Annotated in this window: 11 protein-coding genes; 8 read left to right on the top strand and 3 right to left on the bottom strand. The window is 64.4% G+C overall.

Annotated features, from left to right (window positions below):
* Nucleotides 1-60 precede the first annotated feature (60 nt).
* Nucleotides 61-774, top strand: a complete 714-nt coding sequence (locus VMP31_RS23390; RefSeq protein WP_414705456.1) for a methyl-accepting chemotaxis protein — start codon at nucleotides 61-63, stop codon at nucleotides 772-774.
* Between the two features lie 328 nt (nucleotides 775-1,102).
* Here VMP31_RS23390 and VMP31_RS12275 read toward each other — a convergent pair whose 3' ends face one another.
* Both VMP31_RS12275 and cra read right to left on the bottom strand, forming a co-directional pair.
* Nucleotides 1,103-1,897: a TatD family hydrolase gene (locus tag VMP31_RS12275; protein ID WP_325507469.1), complete on the bottom strand. Its 795-nt coding sequence runs from the start codon at nucleotides 1,895-1,897 to the stop codon at nucleotides 1,103-1,105.
* Between the two features lie 28 nt (nucleotides 1,898-1,925).
* Nucleotides 1,926-2,921, bottom strand: a complete 996-nt coding sequence (gene cra / locus VMP31_RS12270; protein ID WP_325507468.1) for a catabolite repressor/activator — start codon at nucleotides 2,919-2,921, stop codon at nucleotides 1,926-1,928.
* Between the two features lie 307 nt (nucleotides 2,922-3,228).
* Here cra and ptsP point away from each other — a divergent pair, with 307 nt between their 5' ends.
* The 5 genes from ptsP (at nucleotide 3,229) to VMP31_RS12245 (ending at nucleotide 12,391) form a co-directional block, all read left to right on the top strand.
* Entirely contained in the window at nucleotides 3,229-6,099 is a 2,871-nt protein-coding gene (ptsP, locus tag VMP31_RS12265) for a phosphoenolpyruvate--protein phosphotransferase (protein ID WP_325507466.1), read from the top strand.
* Nucleotides 6,099-7,034, top strand: coding sequence for a 1-phosphofructokinase (gene pfkB / locus VMP31_RS12260; protein ID WP_325507464.1), 936 nt, complete (start codon nucleotides 6,099-6,101; stop codon nucleotides 7,032-7,034). Before ptsP ends, pfkB begins: the two co-directional genes overlap by 1 nt.
* A gap of 24 nt (nucleotides 7,035-7,058) precedes the next feature.
* A complete protein-coding gene (locus VMP31_RS12255) occupies nucleotides 7,059-8,786 on the top strand; it encodes a fructose-specific PTS transporter subunit EIIC (protein WP_325507462.1) in 1,728 nt (575 codons plus the stop codon).
* Nucleotides 8,787-9,071: 285 nt separating this feature from the next.
* Nucleotides 9,072-9,464: an endonuclease domain-containing protein gene (locus VMP31_RS12250; RefSeq protein ID WP_325507460.1), complete on the top strand. Its 393-nt coding sequence runs from the start codon at nucleotides 9,072-9,074 to the stop codon at nucleotides 9,462-9,464.
* A 455-nt stretch (nucleotides 9,465-9,919) separates the two neighbouring features.
* Nucleotides 9,920-12,391: a membrane-bound PQQ-dependent dehydrogenase, glucose/quinate/shikimate family gene (locus tag VMP31_RS12245; protein WP_325507458.1), complete on the top strand. Its 2,472-nt coding sequence runs from the start codon at nucleotides 9,920-9,922 to the stop codon at nucleotides 12,389-12,391.
* Between the two features lie 288 nt (nucleotides 12,392-12,679).
* Here VMP31_RS12245 and VMP31_RS12240 read toward each other — a convergent pair whose 3' ends face one another.
* Nucleotides 12,680-14,263, bottom strand: coding sequence for a peptide chain release factor 3 (locus tag VMP31_RS12240; RefSeq protein ID WP_325507456.1), 1,584 nt, complete (start codon nucleotides 14,261-14,263; stop codon nucleotides 12,680-12,682).
* 476 nt (nucleotides 14,264-14,739) lie between these two features.
* On the opposite strand from VMP31_RS12240, the gene VMP31_RS12235 reads away from it, so the two are divergent.
* The gene (locus VMP31_RS12235; protein WP_325507454.1) at nucleotides 14,740-15,903 is read left to right on the top strand and encodes a type III PLP-dependent enzyme; all 1,164 of its coding nucleotides are present in this window, start codon (nucleotides 14,740-14,742) and stop codon (nucleotides 15,901-15,903) included.
* Nucleotides 15,904-16,112: 209 nt separating this feature from the next.
* On the top strand, nucleotides 16,113-18,230 hold the full coding sequence (locus VMP31_RS12230; RefSeq protein ID WP_325507452.1) for a TonB-dependent receptor: 2,118 nt from the start codon (nucleotides 16,113-16,115) through the stop codon (nucleotides 18,228-18,230).
* The last annotated feature ends 141 nt before the right edge of the window (nucleotides 18,231-18,371 follow it).

The following is an 18,371-nucleotide window of genomic DNA, read 5'->3' as shown; positions in this document are numbered from 1 at the left end:
GGCGAGAGCAATCACGCCGTGGCCGGGCAGCGCAGCCAGATCGAGCAGGTCGCCACGGCGATGAACCAGATGTCGGCCACCGCCCAGGAGGTGGCACGCAGCGCCGCGGCTGCGGTGGGCAGCGCGCAAAGTGTGAATGATGAAACGGTTAGCGGCCGCGCCCTGGTCGAGTCCCAGGTCGGCAGCATTCAGCGCCTGGCCGGTGAGATCGACCAATCGGTGGCGGTGATCAATCAGCTGGCCAGCGACAGCGCCTCGATCAGCCAGGTGCTGGACGTGATCAAGGGTATCGCCGAGCAGACCAACCTGCTGGCGCTCAATGCCGCCATCGAGGCGGCGCGTGCCGGCGAGCAGGGTCGTGGTTTTGCCGTGGTGGCCGACGAGGTGCGCAACCTGGCCAAACGCACCCAACAATCCACCGAGCAGATCGAGGCGATGATCAGCAAGCTGCAGGGCGGCGTGGGCGCTGCGGTGAAGGCGATGGGTGCCAGCCACCAGATGGCCGACACAACCGTCAGCGAGTCGGGCAAGGTGCAGCAAGCCTTGGAGAATATCCTCGGTGCGGTGGGCATGATCGTCGACCAGAACCAGCAGATCGCCACGGCCGCCGAAGAGCAGACCGCGGTGGCTCACGACATCGACCAGAATATCGTCGAAATCAGCCAGGCCGGCGAACGCACCGCCGAGGGTGCCAGCCATACCGAACAAGCCAGCCGCGAGCTGTCTGGGCTGGTGGCGCGCTTGAAGCAGTTGATCGGTGCGTTCCGCGTCTGACCGCCGCTGCTGTGTCTAGCTAATTCGCCATAGGCGCAATGCCGTTCACTTAGGTTAAGTGAACGGCATTTTTGTAGGCCCCATGTTTATGTGCGAGGCCTGCAATCTCGTAGGGTGGACATGCCGAAGGTTTGTCCGCCATCTGGGTGCCAACGGTGGACAAGGCTCCGCCATGTCCACCCGACAAAAGCGCACCTCGTAGCCCGGATGAAATCCGGGAGCGGTGTCAGCCGTTAGATATCCCCGGATTGCATCCGGGCTACGGTGGTGCTTCAGGCCGTAGGATGGGTGGCAACCCATCGCTGCGATTGATGGGTTGTCACCCATCCTACCAAGCAGCTTCGGTATTCCAGCCAAACAGCGCAGCGGCATTGCGGCTGCTGGCACTGGCCAGCTCGTCGGCGCTGATGCCGCGCAGTTCGGCCAGGTCTGTGCAGATATCCGGCAGGTATTCCGGGCTGTTGCGCTGGTTGGGGTGCATGGCGGGGGCCATGTCCGGGGCGTCGGTTTCCAGCACTATGGCTTCCAGCGGCAGTTGCGCCACCACCTTGCGTAGACGTAGTGCCTGCGGCCAGGTGGGCGCGCCGCCGAGGCCGAGTTTGAAACCGAGTTTGAGGTATTCGCGGGCTTCTTCAATGCTGCCGGCGAAGGCGTGGATGATGCCGCCACGCGCTGGCTTGAGGCGTTTCAGCGTGGCGATGGTCGCCGCATGGGCGCGGCGTACGTGGAGCAGGGCGGGTAGTTCGAATTCGATGGCCAGCTTGAGCTGTGCCTCGAACAGCCGTTGCTGCTGTTCGCGGTCCAGCTGCTCAAGAAAATAATCCAGGCCGAATTCGCCCACGGCGCAGAGTTGCGGATGGTCGGCCAGGCGCTGCAGCCAGTCGCGCAGCTCGCCCAGGTGGGCGGGGTGATGGCTGTCCAGATAGACCGGGTGCAGGCCAAAAGCGGCGTACAGGCCTGCATCGCTTTGTACCAGATCCCACAGCCGGTGCCAGTTGGCCTGATACACGCCGAGCACCACCAGCCGTTCCACGCCCAGAGCCCGGCTGCGGGCCAGCAGTTCGCTGCGGTCGGCGTCGAAGTCGGGAAAATCCAGGTGGGTGTGGGTATCGATCAGGCGCATGGGCGAATCATACGCCGCCCGGTTTTTCCTACAACGGCCGGCGCACCTTGAGGATGCGTGGGATGGCCTCAATCCCGGGCTGGTAGTGGTTCTGCTCGATGGCATCGATGGCCAGCGTCAGCACCCGCTCGGCAATTCGCTCGTGCTGCTGGGAGATGGCGTTGACCCGCAGCGGCAGAAAGTCCAGCAGTTGAGTGTCGCCGAAGGTGGCCAGGCGTAGCTCGGCGAAGTCCTCTGTGTTGTGCGCCTGCAGGGCATCCAGCACCCCTTCGAGCAGCACGTAGGCGGTGGTGATCAGGGCATCCGGTGCCCCGGCCGGGTGATTCAGCAGGGCGTGCATTTGCTGGCATCCGCTGGCGCGGCTGAACTGCTCGGCATGGCAGACGCTGATGCGACCGGCGAAGCCGTCCAGGGCCTGGCGAAAACCGCGTTCGCGGGCCTGGCTGATCGGCAGTTCGCTACGCGCGCCGATCAGGGCGATATGCCGGGGTGGCGGGCTGAGCAGCGTGGCGGTGAGCAGGCTGCCGGCCTGCTGGTCGTCGCTGACCACCGAGCAGATGCGTTCGGGGTCAAGGGCGCGGTCGACGGCAATCACCGGTACGCCGCCGGCCACCAGGCGTGGGTAGATCGGGTCGTCCTGAGGTAGGCAACTGGCGACGATCAGGGCGTCGCAGCGTCGCGAGCGAAACAGTTCGAGCAACTGGCGCTCACACTCCGGGTCGTCATCGGAGCTGGCGATCAGCAACTGGTAGCCAGCGGCGCGGGCGCGTTGTTCGAGCAGCTTGGCCAGGCGCGCGTAGCTGGGGTTTTCCAGGTCCGGCAGGATAAATCCCAGGCAACGGCTCTGCCCGCGGCGCAGCCCGGCGGCCTGTTGGTCGGGACGATAGCCGTGGCGCTCGACCACCTCCAGCACCCGCGCCACGGTGGCGGCGCTGATCCGCCGCTTGTCGGCCTGACCGTTGATCACATAGCTGGCGGTGGTGACCGAGACTTGGGCCAGGCGGGCGATATCGCTGAGTTTCAAGGCGTAGTCCTAGTGTCGCGTTACAGGTCGTTGGTCGTGGAGTCCCATGCGCTGTTAGCCCTCGGGTTGTAGGAGCGGCTGGGCGGCACTCCGCCATGCCGACGATTCGCACGCATGGCGTGCTCCTACTCGCGTTGAACCTTGTCGCAATACGCGGAGGTGACAGCCGGGCTTCAAGGATCGCTGATTATGGGTTAACGTGCCAGTCATTAGGTGAAACGATTCAGCAGGCGGGGCGTCTGACTATCCTGTGGGTAGCGCGGTGCGCCTGCACAGCCAGTCTCACCGGCCCGAGGAGAACAATAAAATGCTCGAACTGAATGTCACGCAAATCCAGATGGGCCATAGCGCCCCGGACAAACAGGCGGCGCTGGCGCTGCTGGCCGAGGTCCTGAGCGCCGGCGGGTTGGTCGCGCCTGGCTACCTGGTCGGCATGCAGGCCCGCGAGGCGCAGGGCTCGACCTACCTGGGCCAGGGCATTGCGATTCCCCATGGCACGCCGCAAACCCGCGACCAGGTGCACTGCACCGGCGTACGCCTGATCCAGTTCCCCGATGGGGTGGACTGGGGCAATGGCCAAATGGTCTACCTGGCGATTGCCGTTGCTGCCCGTTCCGACGAACACCTGCATCTGCTGCAACTGCTGACCCGGGCCTTGGGCGAGGGCGATCTCAGCCAGGCCCTGCGTGAGGCGCGTGAGCCCGAGGCGATAGTCGCGCTGCTGCAGGGCGCCCCCCAGGAGCTGGCGTTGGATAGCCAGCTGATTGGCCTGGGCCTGGCGGTCGAGGATTTCGACGAACTGCTCTGGCAGGGCGCGCGGCTGTTGAAAAAGGCCGGCTGCGCCGAGCCGGCGTTCGCCAACCAACTGGCCCAGGGCGAGCCGCTGCCGCTGGGCAATGGCCTGTGGTGGCTGCACAGCGACCAGGCGGTACTGCGTCCGGGCCTGGCCTTTGTTACCCCGGCGCAGGCGCTTGAGTATCGGGATCAACCGTTGCGCGGCCTGTTCTGTCTGGCCAGCCTGGGCGAGGCCCATCGTCAGTTGCTTGAGCGCCTGTGCGATCTGTTGATCGAGGGGCGCGCTGCGGCCTTCAGCCAGGCAACTTCCAGCCGCAGTGTGCTCGAAGCCCTGGGCGGCGAGGTGCCGGCCGACTGGCCTGTGCTGAATATCATCCTGGCCAACGCCCATGGTCTGCATGCGCGCCCGGCGAAGATGCTCTGCGAAGTGGCCCAGGCCTTTACCGGCGAAGTGCGCGTGCGCCTGGCTGGTGAGCCCGGCCTTGGGGTTTCGGCGAAAAGTCTGAGCAAGTTGCTGAGCCTCGGTGCCCGCCGCGGTCAGGCCCTGGAGTTCAGCGCCGAACCGGCTATTGCCAACGACGCCCTGGCGGCGATTGAGGCCGCGGTGCAGGCCGGCCTGGGCGAAAGTGTCGAGCCCTTGCCGACGCAGGCCGCAGCACCTGTTGTCGTGCCGCCAACAAATGCCGTGGTCAAGCTGCCCGCACCGGTTGCCGGGGCGCGTATTCAGGGAGTTGCCGCCGCGCCGGGGATCGCCATCGGTCCGGCACTGGTGCGGGTGCCGTTGTGTTTCGACTACCCGGCGCAAGGGCAGGGCGTGGCGGCTGAGCGCGAGCGCCTGAATGCGGCGCTCGCGCAGGTCGATGAGGATATTCAGCGCCTGGTCGAAACCCGCGCAGAGGCCAATATCCGCGAAATATTTATCACCCATCAGGCCATGCTGCGCGACCCGGCGCTGGCCGAGGATGTCGCGGCGCGCCTGCTTCAGGGGGCCAGCGCCGAGGCGGCCTGGCATGCCGAGATCGAGGCCGCGGCGGCGCAGCAGGAAGCCCTGCACGATGCCCTGCTGGCCGAGCGCGCCGCTGACCTGCGCGATATCGGTCGGCGTGTGCTGGCCCGCTTGTGCGGTGTCGAGGCTCCGCGCGAACCGGATGAGCCCTATATTCTGGTGATGGACGAGGTGGCTCCCTCGGATGTCGCCAGCCTCAACCGCGAGCGCGTGGCGGGCATCCTCACTGCCCGCGGCGGTGCCACCGCCCATAGCGCAATCATCGCCCGGGCCTTGGGCATCCCGGCGGTGGTGGGTGCCGGCGAGGCGGTGCTAAGCCTGGCTCAGGGCACGCCGCTGCTGCTGGATGGCGAGCATGGCCTGCTCCGTATAGCCCCCAACGAGCAGACCCTGGAGCAGGCTCGGCATCAGCGTGAGCAGGGCGAACTGCGCCGCCAGCGCGCCCACGCCGAGCGTCTGCAGCCGGCGATCACCCGCGACGGCCAGCGTCTGGAAGTGGCGGCCAATATCGGGGCCAGCGCCGAGGCCGCGGCGGCAGTGGAGGCGGGCGGCGAAGGCGTCGGCCTGCTGCGCACCGAGCTGGTGTTTATGGACCACAGCCAGGCCCCGGATCAGGCCACCCAGGAGCTCGAATACCGCCGCGTGCTCGATGCCCTGGACGGCCGGCCGCTGGTGGTGCGCACCCTGGATGTCGGTGGCGACAAACCCTTGCCCTACTTGCCGATGCCGGCGGAGACCAACCCCTTTCTCGGTGTGCGCGGCATCCGCCTCAGCCTGCAGCGCCCGGATATGCTTGAAACCCAGCTGCGTGCGTTGTTGAGCGCGGCGGCCGGGCGGCCGTTGCGGATCATGTTTCCCATGGTCTACGGCGTCGAGGAGTGGCGCGTGGCGCGGGATATGGCCCTGCGTCTGCGCGAGGAAATCCTCCTGGACGACCTGCAACTGGGGATTATGGTCGAGGTGCCTTCTGCGGCGTTGCTGGCCCCGGTGCTGGCCCGCGAGGTGGACTTCTTCAGCATCGGCACCAATGACCTGACCCAATACACCCTGGCCATCGACCGCGACCATCCGACTCTGTCAGCCCAGGCAGACGGCCTGCACCCGGCGGTGCTGCGCCTGATCAGCATGACGGTGGAAGCCGCCCACGCCCATGGCAAGTGGGTCGGGGTGTGCGGCGAACTGGCCGGCGACATGCTCGCGGTGCCTTTGCTGGTGGGCCTGGGGGTCGATGAGCTGAGCGTTTCGGCGCGTAGCATCGCCCTGGTCAAGGCGCGGGTGCGCGAGCTCGATTACCGCCACAGCCAGGCGCTGGCGCAACAGGCCCTGGGCCTGGAGAGCGCGGCGGCGGTGCGCGCACTGATGGAGGAGAGCGACTGATGGCACGCATCCTGACCCTGACCTTGAACCCGGCGCTGGACCTGACCGTGCGCCTGCAGAGCCTGCAGCCCGGCGCGCTCAACCGCAGCCTGGGGCAGAGCAGCCACGCCGCCGGCAAGGGCCTGAATGTGGCCCAGGTGCTGGCTGACCTGGGCCATAAGGTTACGGTCGGCGGCTTTCTCGGTGCGGCTAATGCCGGCCCCTTCGAGGCCCTGTTCGCCCGGCGCGGCTTTATTGATGCCTTTATCCGCGTGCCCGGGGAGACCCGCAGCAATATCAAACTGGCGGAACAGGACGGGCGCATCACCGACCTCAACGGCCCGGGCCCGCAGGTCAAGGCGCGGCACCAGGCCGAGTTGCTCGAACGGTTGGAGCAGATCGCCGCCGGCCACGACGCTGTGGTGGTGGCCGGCAGTCTGCCTCAGGGGGTAAGCCCCGAATGGTTCGCCGGGCTGTTGCGCCGGCTCAAGGCCCTGGGCTTGCCGCTGGTGCTGGACAGCAGTGGCGCGGCGTTGCGTGCCGGTCTGGCGGTGGGGCCCTGGCTGATCAAACCGAATGCCGAAGAGCTGGCCGAGGCCTGTGAGTTGCCGTCCGAGACCGGGGCCGAACTGCATGCCGCGGCGCTACGCCTGCGTCAGCAGGGCGTCGAGCATGTGCTGCTGTCACGCGGGGCCGAGGGCGTCAGCTGGTTCGGCCCGGACATTGCGCTGCAGGCGCAGCCGCCGCGGGTCGAGGTGGTCAGCACGGTGGGTGCGGGTGACTCGCTGCTCGCCGCCACCCTGCACGGCCTGCTGGCCGGTTGGCCGGCCGAGCGTAGCCTGCGCCTGGCCACGGCCATCGCCGCCCAGGCGGTGACCCAGATCGGTTTTGGTATTCACGACAGGGAACAGCTGGCGCGCCTGGAAGCCGGCGTGACCGTCGCCCCCCTGAATTAAAAAATAATAAAAGAGGTTGTCTCCATGAATCTGCTGATCGTCACCGCGTGCCCCAATGGCATGGTTACCAGCGTGCTCTGTTCACGCTTGTTGCAAGCCGCTGCCCAGCGCCTGGGTTGGTCGAGCCAGGTCGAAGTGCACGACCCCAAGGCCATCGGCTCGCCACTGAGCGAGGCGGACATCGCCGCCGCCGAACTGGTGGTGGTGGTCAAGACCGGCGAGCTGCCCCTGCAGCGCTTTGTCGGCAAGCGCCTGGTGCAATCCACCCCGGCCGAGGCCCTGGCCGACCCCGAGGGCTTTCTCCGCGCGGCGGCGGCCGATGCCGTGACGCTGCAGGCATTCGACGCGGCGAGCGCAACCGTCAGCGCACGGCCGCGGCTGGTGGCGATCACCGCCTGCCCGACCGGGGTAGCACACACCTTTATGGCCGCCGAGGCCCTGCAACAGGCCGCCGCGAAACTGGGCTACGAGCTGCAGGTGGAAACCCGCGGCTCGGTGGGCGCGCGTAACGTACTCGATGAAGCCGCCATCGCCGCCGCCGACGTGGTGCTGCTGGCCACCGATATTGAGGTGGAAACCGCTCGCTTCGCCGGCAAGAAGGTGTTCCGCTGCGGCACCGGAGTGGCCCTTAAACAGCCGACCCAGACCCTGCAGCGCGCCCTGGCCGAAGCCGTGCCGCTGGCAGCCGCAAGCCGCGGCGAGACGGCTGCGCCGAGCCAGGCCGGGCCCTACAAGCATCTGCTCACCGGCGTGTCCTATATGTTGCCGATGGTGGTGGCCGGCGGCCTGCTGATCGCCCTGTCGTTCGTTTTCGGCATCGAGGCATTCAAGGAAGAGGGCAGCCTGGCCGCCGCGCTGATGCAGATTGGCGGCGAGACCGCATTCAAGCTGATGGTGCCGTTGCTGGCTGGTTATATCGCCTACTCCATCGCCGACCGTCCCGGTCTGGCCCCTGGGATGATCGGCGGCCTGCTGGCCAGCAGCCTGGGCGCGGGTTTTATCGGCGGCATCATCGCCGGTTTCCTCGCCGGTTATGCGGCCAAGGCCATTGCTCGCTGGGTGCAGTTGCCGGCCAGTGTCGAGGCGCTCAAGCCGATCCTGATTATCCCGCTGCTGGCCAGTCTGTTCACCGGCCTGGTGATGATCTATGTGGTTGGCAAGCCGGTGGCGGGCATGCTCGTCGCGCTGACCAGCTTTCTCGACAGCATGGGCAGCACCAACGCGATCCTGCTCGGCCTGCTGCTGGGCAGCATGATGTGCGTCGACCTCGGTGGGCCAATCAACAAGGCCGCCTACGCCTTCTCGGTCGGCCTGCTGGCCTCACAGAGCTACGCGCCCATGGCCGCGGTAATGGCCGCCGGTATGGTGCCGCCAATCGGCATGGCCATCGCCACCCTGATCGCCCGCCACAAATTCGCCCAGAGCGAACGCGAAGCCGGCAAGGCCGCCGGGGTGCTGGGGCTGTGCTTTATCTCCGAAGGGGCAATCCCCTTCGCCGCCAAGGACCCGCTGCGGGTGATCCCGGCCAGCATCGCCGGCGGTGCCCTGACCGGCGCACTGTCGATGTACTTCGGCTGCAAACTGATGGCACCCCATGGTGGCCTGTTCGTACTGCTGATCCCCAACGCCATCAACCACGCGCTGCTTTATTTGCTGGCCATAGTCGCCGGCAGCCTGCTGACCGGGGTGGTGTATGCCGTAATCAAAAAAGGCGAGGCGGTGGAGCTGGTGACGGCGGGGGAGACGGTGTAGGGGGGGCAGCAGTTGGTTGTTGGCGAGGATTTTGCGGCAGGCTGAGATGACTGCCCATCACCCCTAGCCGGGTGCCCCATCCCTCTCCCCGGAGGGGCGAGGGAGCCGATCGGCGTAGCGCTCGCGGCCACAATCATCCAGTCGCTACTAACCAACCGAGCTTTAATCGTTGCATTAGGTGCGACGGGCTAAGATCTACTGGGCGCGCACAGATCAGTTCCCTCTCCCCCTCGGGGAGAGGGTTAGGGTGAGGGGTAATTCTGCAACTTCACACGGAGGTGAAGCATGCCCAAAGGCATTCAACGGCCTACAGCCGAGCAACGCGAATTTGCCAAGCAACTGCGTCATGAGCTGACCGATTGCGAGCAGTTGCTCTGGCAGCATTTGCGCAATCGTCAGCTCAGCGGTTTCAAATTTCGCCGGCAATATCCTCTGCCTCCTTATGTACTGGATTTCTACTGCGCAGAGCTGGAGCTGGCGGTCGAGCTGGATGGTGGGCAGCACTTCGGCGATGAGGCTTTGCACCGCGATGTCGAACGCAGCCGCTATCTGGGTAGCCGTGGCGTTCGGGTGATTCGCTTTAGCAACCGGGAGGTATTGGCGCAGATGCCGGAGGTGCTGGCGGAGATTTTGCGGCAGGCTGAGATGGCAGCCCCTCACCCCAGCCCTCGGCTTTAGCGTCCTGCGTCGCCCTACCTCCTGCATCCATGCAGTCGTCTCCCCGGAGGGGCGAGGGAGCCGATTGTGTGAAATCGATAATTGCAGTCTGTCTGTTGGTTCGTAGCCAGCTCCACCGCTGCCAGGGGCGCGCGTCGGCTGCGTAGTACCTGTTTGCTGCGGACATCCAACCGCCACTGATCGGCCCCCTCTCCCTTCTAGGGAGAGGGCGGGGGTGAGGGTTGGCTTTGACCAGCGATCACCGATCAACGATGTTCCTACGTGGCCCTAAATTGCCCTATCCGGCTCAGCTCCATTCCATCCTGTTCAGGTTGACCCGCGTTAAACGGGTGTATTCGCCCATACCTCCTAGAACCGCGCTGCCCTGACTACCAACTCCCTGAACTCTGCCGGCCGCTCCGAATCCATTAAACAGGTGTCCGTCGTCGGCGGGCTGGCAAAAAACGGAGTGAACGATGACGGACGGATACGTAGCACAACCGATGCGTGTGGTGCTGACCGCCTGGGCGGCGGGGGTGATGGGTGGGTTGTTGGCCCTGGGTGGGGCTTATCTGGCCTGGCTGGGTGGCTCCTGGTACTACCTGTTGGCGGGCACGGGTTTGCTGTTGGTGGGCGTGCTGATCCGTCAGCGTCAGCGGGCGGGGCTCTGGTTGTACGCCGTGCTGCTGTTGGCGAGTCTGGCCTGGACGGTGTTCGAGGTGCGCTTCGACTGGTGGCAACTGGCACCGCGCATCGACCTCTGGTGTGTGCTCGGTCTGTGGCTGTTTCTGCCGTTTATCAACCGGCATATCGGTCCGCAACTCTATTGGCGCGACGGCGCAACGGGCCTGCTGGGGCTTGGCTTGCTGCTCGGTGCGGCGATGGCGGGCTACTCGCTGACTCAGAATTACCACCGCCTGGGCGGCTCCTTCGACAGCGCCCGGCTGGCCGGTGGTAACCCGGCGGCGCAGGCCGGTCGCTCGGCCAGTGAGTGGACCGCCTATGGCGGCTCGGACCGTGGCGACCGCTACGCCACGGCCGATCTGATTAACCCGGATAACGTCGGCCAGTTGAAAAAGGCCTGGGTATTTCACACCGGCGATCTGCCGGGCGAAGGCGACCCAGGCGAGGTGACTAACCAGGTCACGCCGCTGAAGGTCGGCGACAATCTGTTTATCTGCACCCCGCACAGCATCGCCATTGCTGTGGATGCCGATACCGGCAAGGAGCGCTGGCGCTTCGATCCGGCCATCAACCGTGAGGCTGAGTATTACCAGCATATGACCTGCCGCGGCCTGGCCTATCACGATGCGGCGGCCTACGCCGAGCCCGCGGTGCCGGTCATGACGACGCAGGCGCGCGAGCCGAGCATCGTGCCGAGCGACGCCCTGCAACGTACCCCGCGGGCACCCGCGCAACCGGCCGAGCGCTGCACGCAGCGGCTGTTTCTACCGACCAACGACGCGACCCTGTACGCCCTCGATCTGCACGATGGCCAGCCCTGCGAGGCGTTTGGCGAAGGCGGCAGGGTCGACCTCAAGATTGGCCTAGGCGATGACGCCCTGGGCGTCTACCTGCCGACCTCACCGCCGGTGGTGACCGAGAAGCTGGTGATCGTCGGCGGTTCGGTGACCGACAATGGCTCGGTGGATTCCCCTGGCGGGGTGATCCGCGCCTATGACGTACGCACGGGTGAACTGGTGTGGAACTTCGACCCCGGTCGTCCGGATGCCACCCAGCCGTTGCCGGCTGGCGAGACCTATGTACGCAGCACGCCCAACTCCTGGACCATCGCCACGGCGGACGAGGCCCTTGGGCTGGTGTATATCCCCACTGGCAACCAGACGCCGGATCAGTGGGCCGTGCCGCGCAGCCCCGAGGCCGAGCGCTTTACCGCTACGCTGGTGGCTTTGGATCTGGCCACCGGCCAGGTGCGCTGGGAATTCCGCACCGTGCACCACGACCTCTGGGACCGTGATCTGCCGTCCCAGCCCACCCTGGTTGATATCGACAGCCCCCAGGGACCGCTGCCGGCGATTATCCAGCCGACCAAGCGCGGCGATCTCTACGTGCTTGATCGGCGCACTGGCGAACCCATAGTGCCGGTCAGCGAGCACCCGGTGCCCCAGGGCACGGTGGCGGGCGATTTCACCGCGCCGACCCAGCCGGTCTCGGCGCTCAGCTATGCCCCCGAGCAGCCGCTGCGCGAGCGCGACATGTGGGGCGGTACGCCGTTCGACCAGCTGATGTGCCGCATCCAGTTCCACCAGCTGCGTTACGACGGGGATTTCACTCCACCGTCGGAGCAGGGTTCGCTGATCTATCCGGGCAATGTTGGGGTGTTCAACTGGCCGTCGGTGGCGGTCGATCCGGTGCGGCAGATACTCTTCGGCGCGCCGAACTACCTGGCGTTTGTCTCGCGCCTGGTCAAGCGTGACGAGGTCCCCGAAGACGCCCGCATGGGCGGCGGCGAGCTGGGCCTGCAACCCAACCTGGGTGCGCCTTATATGGTCCGCCTGGAGCCTTTTCTGTCGCCGCTGGGCCTACCTTGCCAGTCGCCGCCCTGGGGTTACGTGACCGCCGTGGACCTGCGCAGCATGGAGAAAGTCTGGCAGCACAAGAACGGCACCAGCCGCGACAGTGCGCCGTTGGGCATTCCCTTTAGCGTCGGCGTGCCGGCCCTGGGTGGCCCGCTGATCACTGCCGGTGGCCTGGGCTTTCTTAGCGGTACCCTGGATTACTACCTGCGGGCTTATGACCTGAGCACTGGTGAGGAGCTGTGGAAAGACCGTTTGCCAGCGGGCGGGCAGGCCACGCCGATCAGCTATGTGTCAGAGAAGACCGGCAAGCAGTATGTGGTGGTGATGGCCGGTGGACACGGCTCGTTCGGCACGCGCATGGGCGACTCGCTGGTGGCCTGGACTCTTGATGAGGATGCTGCGCGGTAATGGGGGGGGGGGCGGCTTTGAGGGTTGGCTGATTGTTAGCGGGGATTTTGCGTCAGGCTGAGATTGCTGCCCCTCACCCCAGCCCTCTCCCCGGAGGGTAGAGGGAGTCGATTGTGTTGATGCGTAATTAGCAGTCGTTCTGTTGGCTGCGATAAGCGCCACGGTTTCGAATTGCTGACCATGACCTTTTAGCCGCCACCGATCAGCCCCCTCTCCCTTTTAGGGAGAGGGCGGGGGCGCCCGGCTAGGGGTGAGGGTCGGCTTTTACCACCGATCACCGACCACCCATCAATGATGCTCGCGCGTAGCCCTGAATTTCACGTCCGGCCAGCGTTCTTCCATCAGCGCCAGGTTGACCCGGGTGGGGGCCAGGTAGGTGAGGTGGCCGCCGCCATCCAGCGCGAGGTTTTCCACCGCCTTGTTGGAGAACTCCTCAAGCTTCTTCTTATCACTGCACTCGATCCAGCGCGCCGACCACACGGTGATGGGCTCGTAGGCGCATTCCACCTTGTATTCCTCTTTCAGGCGGCTGGCGACCACGTCGAACTGCAGCACGCCGACCGCGCCGAGGATGATGTCGTTGCTGCGTTCGGGGAAGAACACTTGGGTTGCGCCTTCTTCGGCCAGCTGTTGCAGGCCCTGGCGCAGTTGCTTGGATTTCAACGGATCCTTCAAGCGCACGCGGCGGAACAGTTCCGGGGCGAAGTGCGGGATGCCGGTGAAGCCCAGCGCTTCGCCTTCGGTGAAGGTGTCGCCGATCTGGATGGTGCCGTGGTTGTGCAGGCCGATGATGTCGCCGGCATAGGCCTCGACCAGCATTTCGCGCTCGCTGGAGAAGAAGGTCAGGGCGTCGCCGATGCGTACGTCCTTGCCCAGGCGCACGTGGCGCATCTTCATGCCCTGGCTGTATTTGCCCGAGCAGATGCGCATAAAGGCAATGCGGTCGCGGTGCTTGGGGTCCATGTTCGCCTGGATCTTGAACACGAAGCCGCTGAATTTATCTTCCACCGGCTCCACGGTGCGCTCGTTGGCGACGCGCGCCAGCGGCTTGGGTGCCCAGTCGACCACCGCATCGAGCACATGGTCGACGCCGAAGTTGCCCAGGGCGGTGCCGAAGAACACCGGGGTCAGCTGGCCGTTCATAAATTCGTCCTGATCGAATTCATGGCAGGCACCCTGCACCAGCTCCAGCTGCTCGATAAAGCGCTCGTACTCGTCACCCAGGTGGGCGCGGGCCTCATCGGAGTCGAGTTTTTCGATGATTTTCACATCGGTACGTTCGTGGCCGTGACCGGCGGTGTAGACGATGATGTAGTCGTCAGCCAGGTGGTACACGCCCTTGAAGTCGCGGTAGCAGCCAATCGGCCAGGTGATGGGCGCGGCCTTGATCTTGAGTACCGCTTCGATTTCGTCGAGCAGCTCAATCGGGTCGCGGATATCGCGGTCGAGCTTGTTGACGAAGCTGACAATCGGCGTATCGCGTAGGCGGCACACATCCATCAGGGCGATGGTGCGTGGCTCTACACCCTTACCGCCGTCGAGCACCATCAGCGCGCTGTCCACCGCAGTCAGGGTGCGGTAGGTGTCTTCGGAGAAGTCTTCGTGGCCGGGGGTGTCGAGCAGGTTGATCATATGATCGCGGTAGGGGAACTGCATCACCGAGGTGGTGATGGAGATACCGCGCTGCTTTTCCATTTCCATCCAGTCGGAGGTGGCATGACGATCGGACTTGCGCGACTTCACCGTGCCGGCCACGGCAATGGCCTTGCCCATCAGCAGCAGCTTTTCGGTAATGGTGGTCTTACCGGCGTCGGGGTGGGAGATGATCGCGAACGTGCGGCGTTTGGCGACTTCGGCGGCCTGGATGGTCATTTTGCGGGAACCCGTCGACTGATAGTCGGTCTGTCAAAAAAGGCGGCGATTATAACGGTAAACGCCCGTTCGCGCGGCGACCTGTAGTCAGACCGTGAATTCCTGGTATTTCGCCCATTTGTGCAGCATTCCCTAGCGTTTTGTTTTGAATATAAAACGAGCAATCGACAAGACAAGGCTGGTGACGAAACTGCGCTAATTATTGATTGCTCTCAGCCCCCCATGGCCCTAAAGTTCGCGCCCGAACGTCCATGCTGGCAACGATCCATCCGGCTCAAGTACTGACGACGAGAGACCCCGCAGGGTACTCGGCGACATGCCTTGGGAAGTAGGCGAACCAAAGTGGGGATACTGATTAGACGTTCTGCTTGTGCGGCTAAGCCGCCGGGCATCCCTCAAGGCTGAGTAATGGCTAGCGAGTGCTAGGGTTACTTGACTGAAATGTTTTAACTGGTTCTGCCAACTGGAGTCCTAGCATGCCGATCAAGGTCGAAGACTATTACGCACCCGCCACTTTTCAACGCATGAAAGCGTTCGCCGATCAGCACGAAACCCCGTTCGTGGTGATCGACACCTCGATCATCAGCCAGGCCTATGACGACCTGCGCGCCGGTTTCGAGTTCGCCAAGATCTACTACGCGGTCAAGGCCAACCCTGCGGTCGAGATCATCGACCTGCTCAAGGACAAGGGTTCGAGCTTCGATATCGCCTCGATTTACGAGCTGGACAAGGTGATGAGCCGCGGCGTCAGTGCTGACCGTATCAGCTACGGCAACACCATCAAGAAATCCAAGGACATCCGCTACTTCTATGAGAAGGGCGTGCGTCTGTTCTCTACCGACTCGGAAGCCGACCTGCGCAATATCGCCAAGGCCGCGCCGGGATCGAAAATCTATGTGCGCATCCTTACCGAAGGCTCGACCACAGCCGACTGGCCGCTGTCGCGCAAATTCGGCTGCCAGACCGATATGGCCATGGACCTGCTGATCCTCGCCCGCGACCTGGGCCTGGTGCCATACGGCATCTCCTTCCACGTCGGCTCGCAGCAGCGCGATATCTCTGTGTGGGACGCCGCCATCGCCAAGGTCAAGGTGATCTTCGAGCGTCTGAAAGAAGAAGACGGCATCCACCTCAAGCTGATCAATATGGGCGGTGGCTTCCCGGCCAACTACATCACCCGCACCAACAGCCTGGAAACCTACGCCGAGGAAATCATCCGCTTCCTCAAGGACGACTTCGGCGACGACCTGCCGGAAATCATCCTCGAGCCGGGCCGTTCGTTGATCTCCAACGCCGGCATCCTGGTCAGCGAAGTGGTACTGGTGGCGCGCAAGTCGCGTACCGCCGTGGAGCGCTGGGTTTACGTGGACGTGGGCAAGTTCAGCGGCCTGATCGAAACCATGGACGAAGCCATCAAGTTCCCGATCTGGACCGAGAAGAAGGGCGAGATGGAAGAGGTGGTGATCGCCGGCCCGACCTGCGACAGCGCCGACATCATGTACGAGAACTACAAGTACGGCCTGCCGCTTAACCTGGCCATCGGCGACCGCCTCTACTGGCTGTCCACCGGTGCCTACACCACCAGCTACAGCGCGGTGGAGTTCAACGGCTTCCCGCCGCTGAAGTCGTTCTTCCTGTAACACCTGGCCAAGCGCTGGGCAAAAAGGCACGGGCTGATCCCCGTGCCTTTTTTTCTGTCCGCTGGGTTCGTCTAGCCTGGCTCGGTCCATGGGGCGCAGGCGGAGGATGTTCGGATTAAGATGCGGATGCTAATGCAAGTGATTTGCAACTAATGTATGGTGCGCGGCCCTGACGCTTTCACTGCGTAATTCCCCTGGAGGCCGCCCCTGTGTTCTGTCGTTCCCGTCTTTGTCTAAGCATTTCCCTGGCTTGTATGGCCCTTGCGGGTGTCCCCGTTTATGCCGAAGAGGCGGTCGAACTGGAGGCTGTGACCATCAGTGCTACCCGCGCCAAGAGCGAGGCGGGCAAGACGCCGCAGAAGATCACGGTGATCACTCGCGAGCAGATCGAACAGCAGCTGGCGATCACTTCCGATCACGGCCAGATCCTCAGCAACCTGATTCCGTCCTATTCGCCGAGCCGGCAGAAGATGAGCAGCGCCGGCGAGACCTTTCGTGGCCGTTCGGCGCTGGTGCTGATCGATGGCGTGCCGCAGTCCACGCCGCTGCGTGATAGCGCCCGCGATGGCTACACCATCGATATGTCCATGGTCGAGCGCATCGAAGTGATCCACGGGGCCAGCGCCGAACATGGCCTGGGCGCTACCGGCGGGATCATCAACTACGTCACCCGCAGGCCTAAGGGCGGTACGCTCAAACAGCACGCCGGGGTCAGCCTGGAAGCGCCGAGCGACTATGAGTCCGCCGGCCTGGGCTACAAGCTGGATTACCGGGTTGAAGGCAACGAGGGCAGCTGGGACTACCTGGCCGCCGCCAGCTGGCAGACCCGCGGCATGTCCTACGATGCCAACGGTACGCTGATCGGCGTGGACGACACCCAGGGCGACATCATGAATTCGGTTAGCAGCGACCTGCTGCTCAAGCTCGGTTACTGGTTCGACAGCGAGCAGAACCTGGAATTGATGGTCAATCGCTTCCAGATCGAAGGCGAGCATGAGTACGTCAATGTGCCGGGTGACCGCGCGGCGGGTACTCCGGCCACCTCGCGCAAGGGCAGCCCGCCGGGCGAAGCACCGCAGAACGAGGTGCTGGCCACCAGCCTGAGCTACAAGCATGACGACCTGTACGGCAACCGCCTGAGCGCGCAGCTCTACAGCCAGCGTTTTCGCGCCCGGTTTGGCGGTAATACCCTGGCGTCTTTCCAGGACCCCGCGCTTGCGCCGGTCGGCACCCTGTTCGACCAGTCGCAGAATGAGTCGGACAAATACGGCGGCAAGTTCACCCTGAGCCGCGATGGCCTGTTTGATAACCATCTGATGCTCACCGGCGGCCTCGATGTGCTGCAGGACACCACCCGCCAGATGCTGATTGCCACCGGCCGCGAATGGGTGCCGGAAACGCAATTTCGCAATTTGGCACCCTTTATCCAGGCGGAAATCCGCGCCCACGAGCGCCTGACCCTACACGCCGGGGTGCGCCACGAGTATGCCGAGCTGGAGGTTGGCAGCTTCCACACCATCGCCTCGACCACCACGCCACGCGGTGGGGTCAGCGTCGAGGGCGGTAGCCCGACGTTCGAGGAAACCCTGTTCAACACCGGCCTGGTGTTTCAGCTCACGGACTGGGCGCAGCTCTACGCCAACTACTCCGAAGGTTTTGGCATGCCGGATGTTGGCCGCGTGCTGCGCGGCATCAGCCAGCCGGGCATGAGCGTCGACAGCTTTCTCGACCTGCAGCCGATCGTCACTGACAACCGCGAGGTTGGCCTGCGCTTCAACCATGGTCCGTTCGATGCGGAAATCGGCTACTTCGAATCCAATGCCGACCTGGGCGCGCGCCTGGAGAATGTCGGCGGGGCGTTCCAGATTCGTCGCGAACGCAGCGAAATCGACGGCATCGAGGCCACGGCCGGCTGGCAGATCAACCCCGTGCATCGGCTGCAGGCCACCTATGCCCAGGTCAATGGTCAGTCCGACACCGACGGTGACGGCAAGGTCGATACTGATCTGGACGGTGCCAACATCTCCCCGGATCGCTACGGCGTCAGCTGGCAGGCCAACTGGACCGACAAGCTGAACACCCGCCTGCAGGCCAACCATTACGCCAGCCGCGGCTTCGACGACCCGGCTCTGGAGTTCGACGGCTACAGCCTGGTCGACGCCTCGCTCGGCTATCGCCTGCCGGTGGGCGAAGCCAGCCTGGGTATCGAGAACCTACTGAACAAGGAATACCTGAGCTACTACGCCCAGGCCGCCAGCAAGCGTGACGATCAGATGTTTATGGGCCGCGGGCGCACCGTGACCCTGGGTTATCGGGTCAGCTTCTAGCCGTGCAGTAGAGCGCTCGGCAGGCCGAGATGGGAGTAAAAAACGCCGTGAACACTCACGGCGTTTTGCATTGTGCTTACTACGTCCGGGTGCAGGGCTTGCGAGGCGGCGTGAGGCGCTGTTGGGCTGAAACTGTGATGC

Source organism: Pseudomonas sp., assembly GCF_035512415.1.
GTDB lineage: Bacteria > Pseudomonadota > Gammaproteobacteria > Pseudomonadales > Pseudomonadaceae > Aquipseudomonas.
Note: the sequence above shows the minus strand (reverse complement) of the source record. Positions and strands in the feature narration are given on the sequence as shown.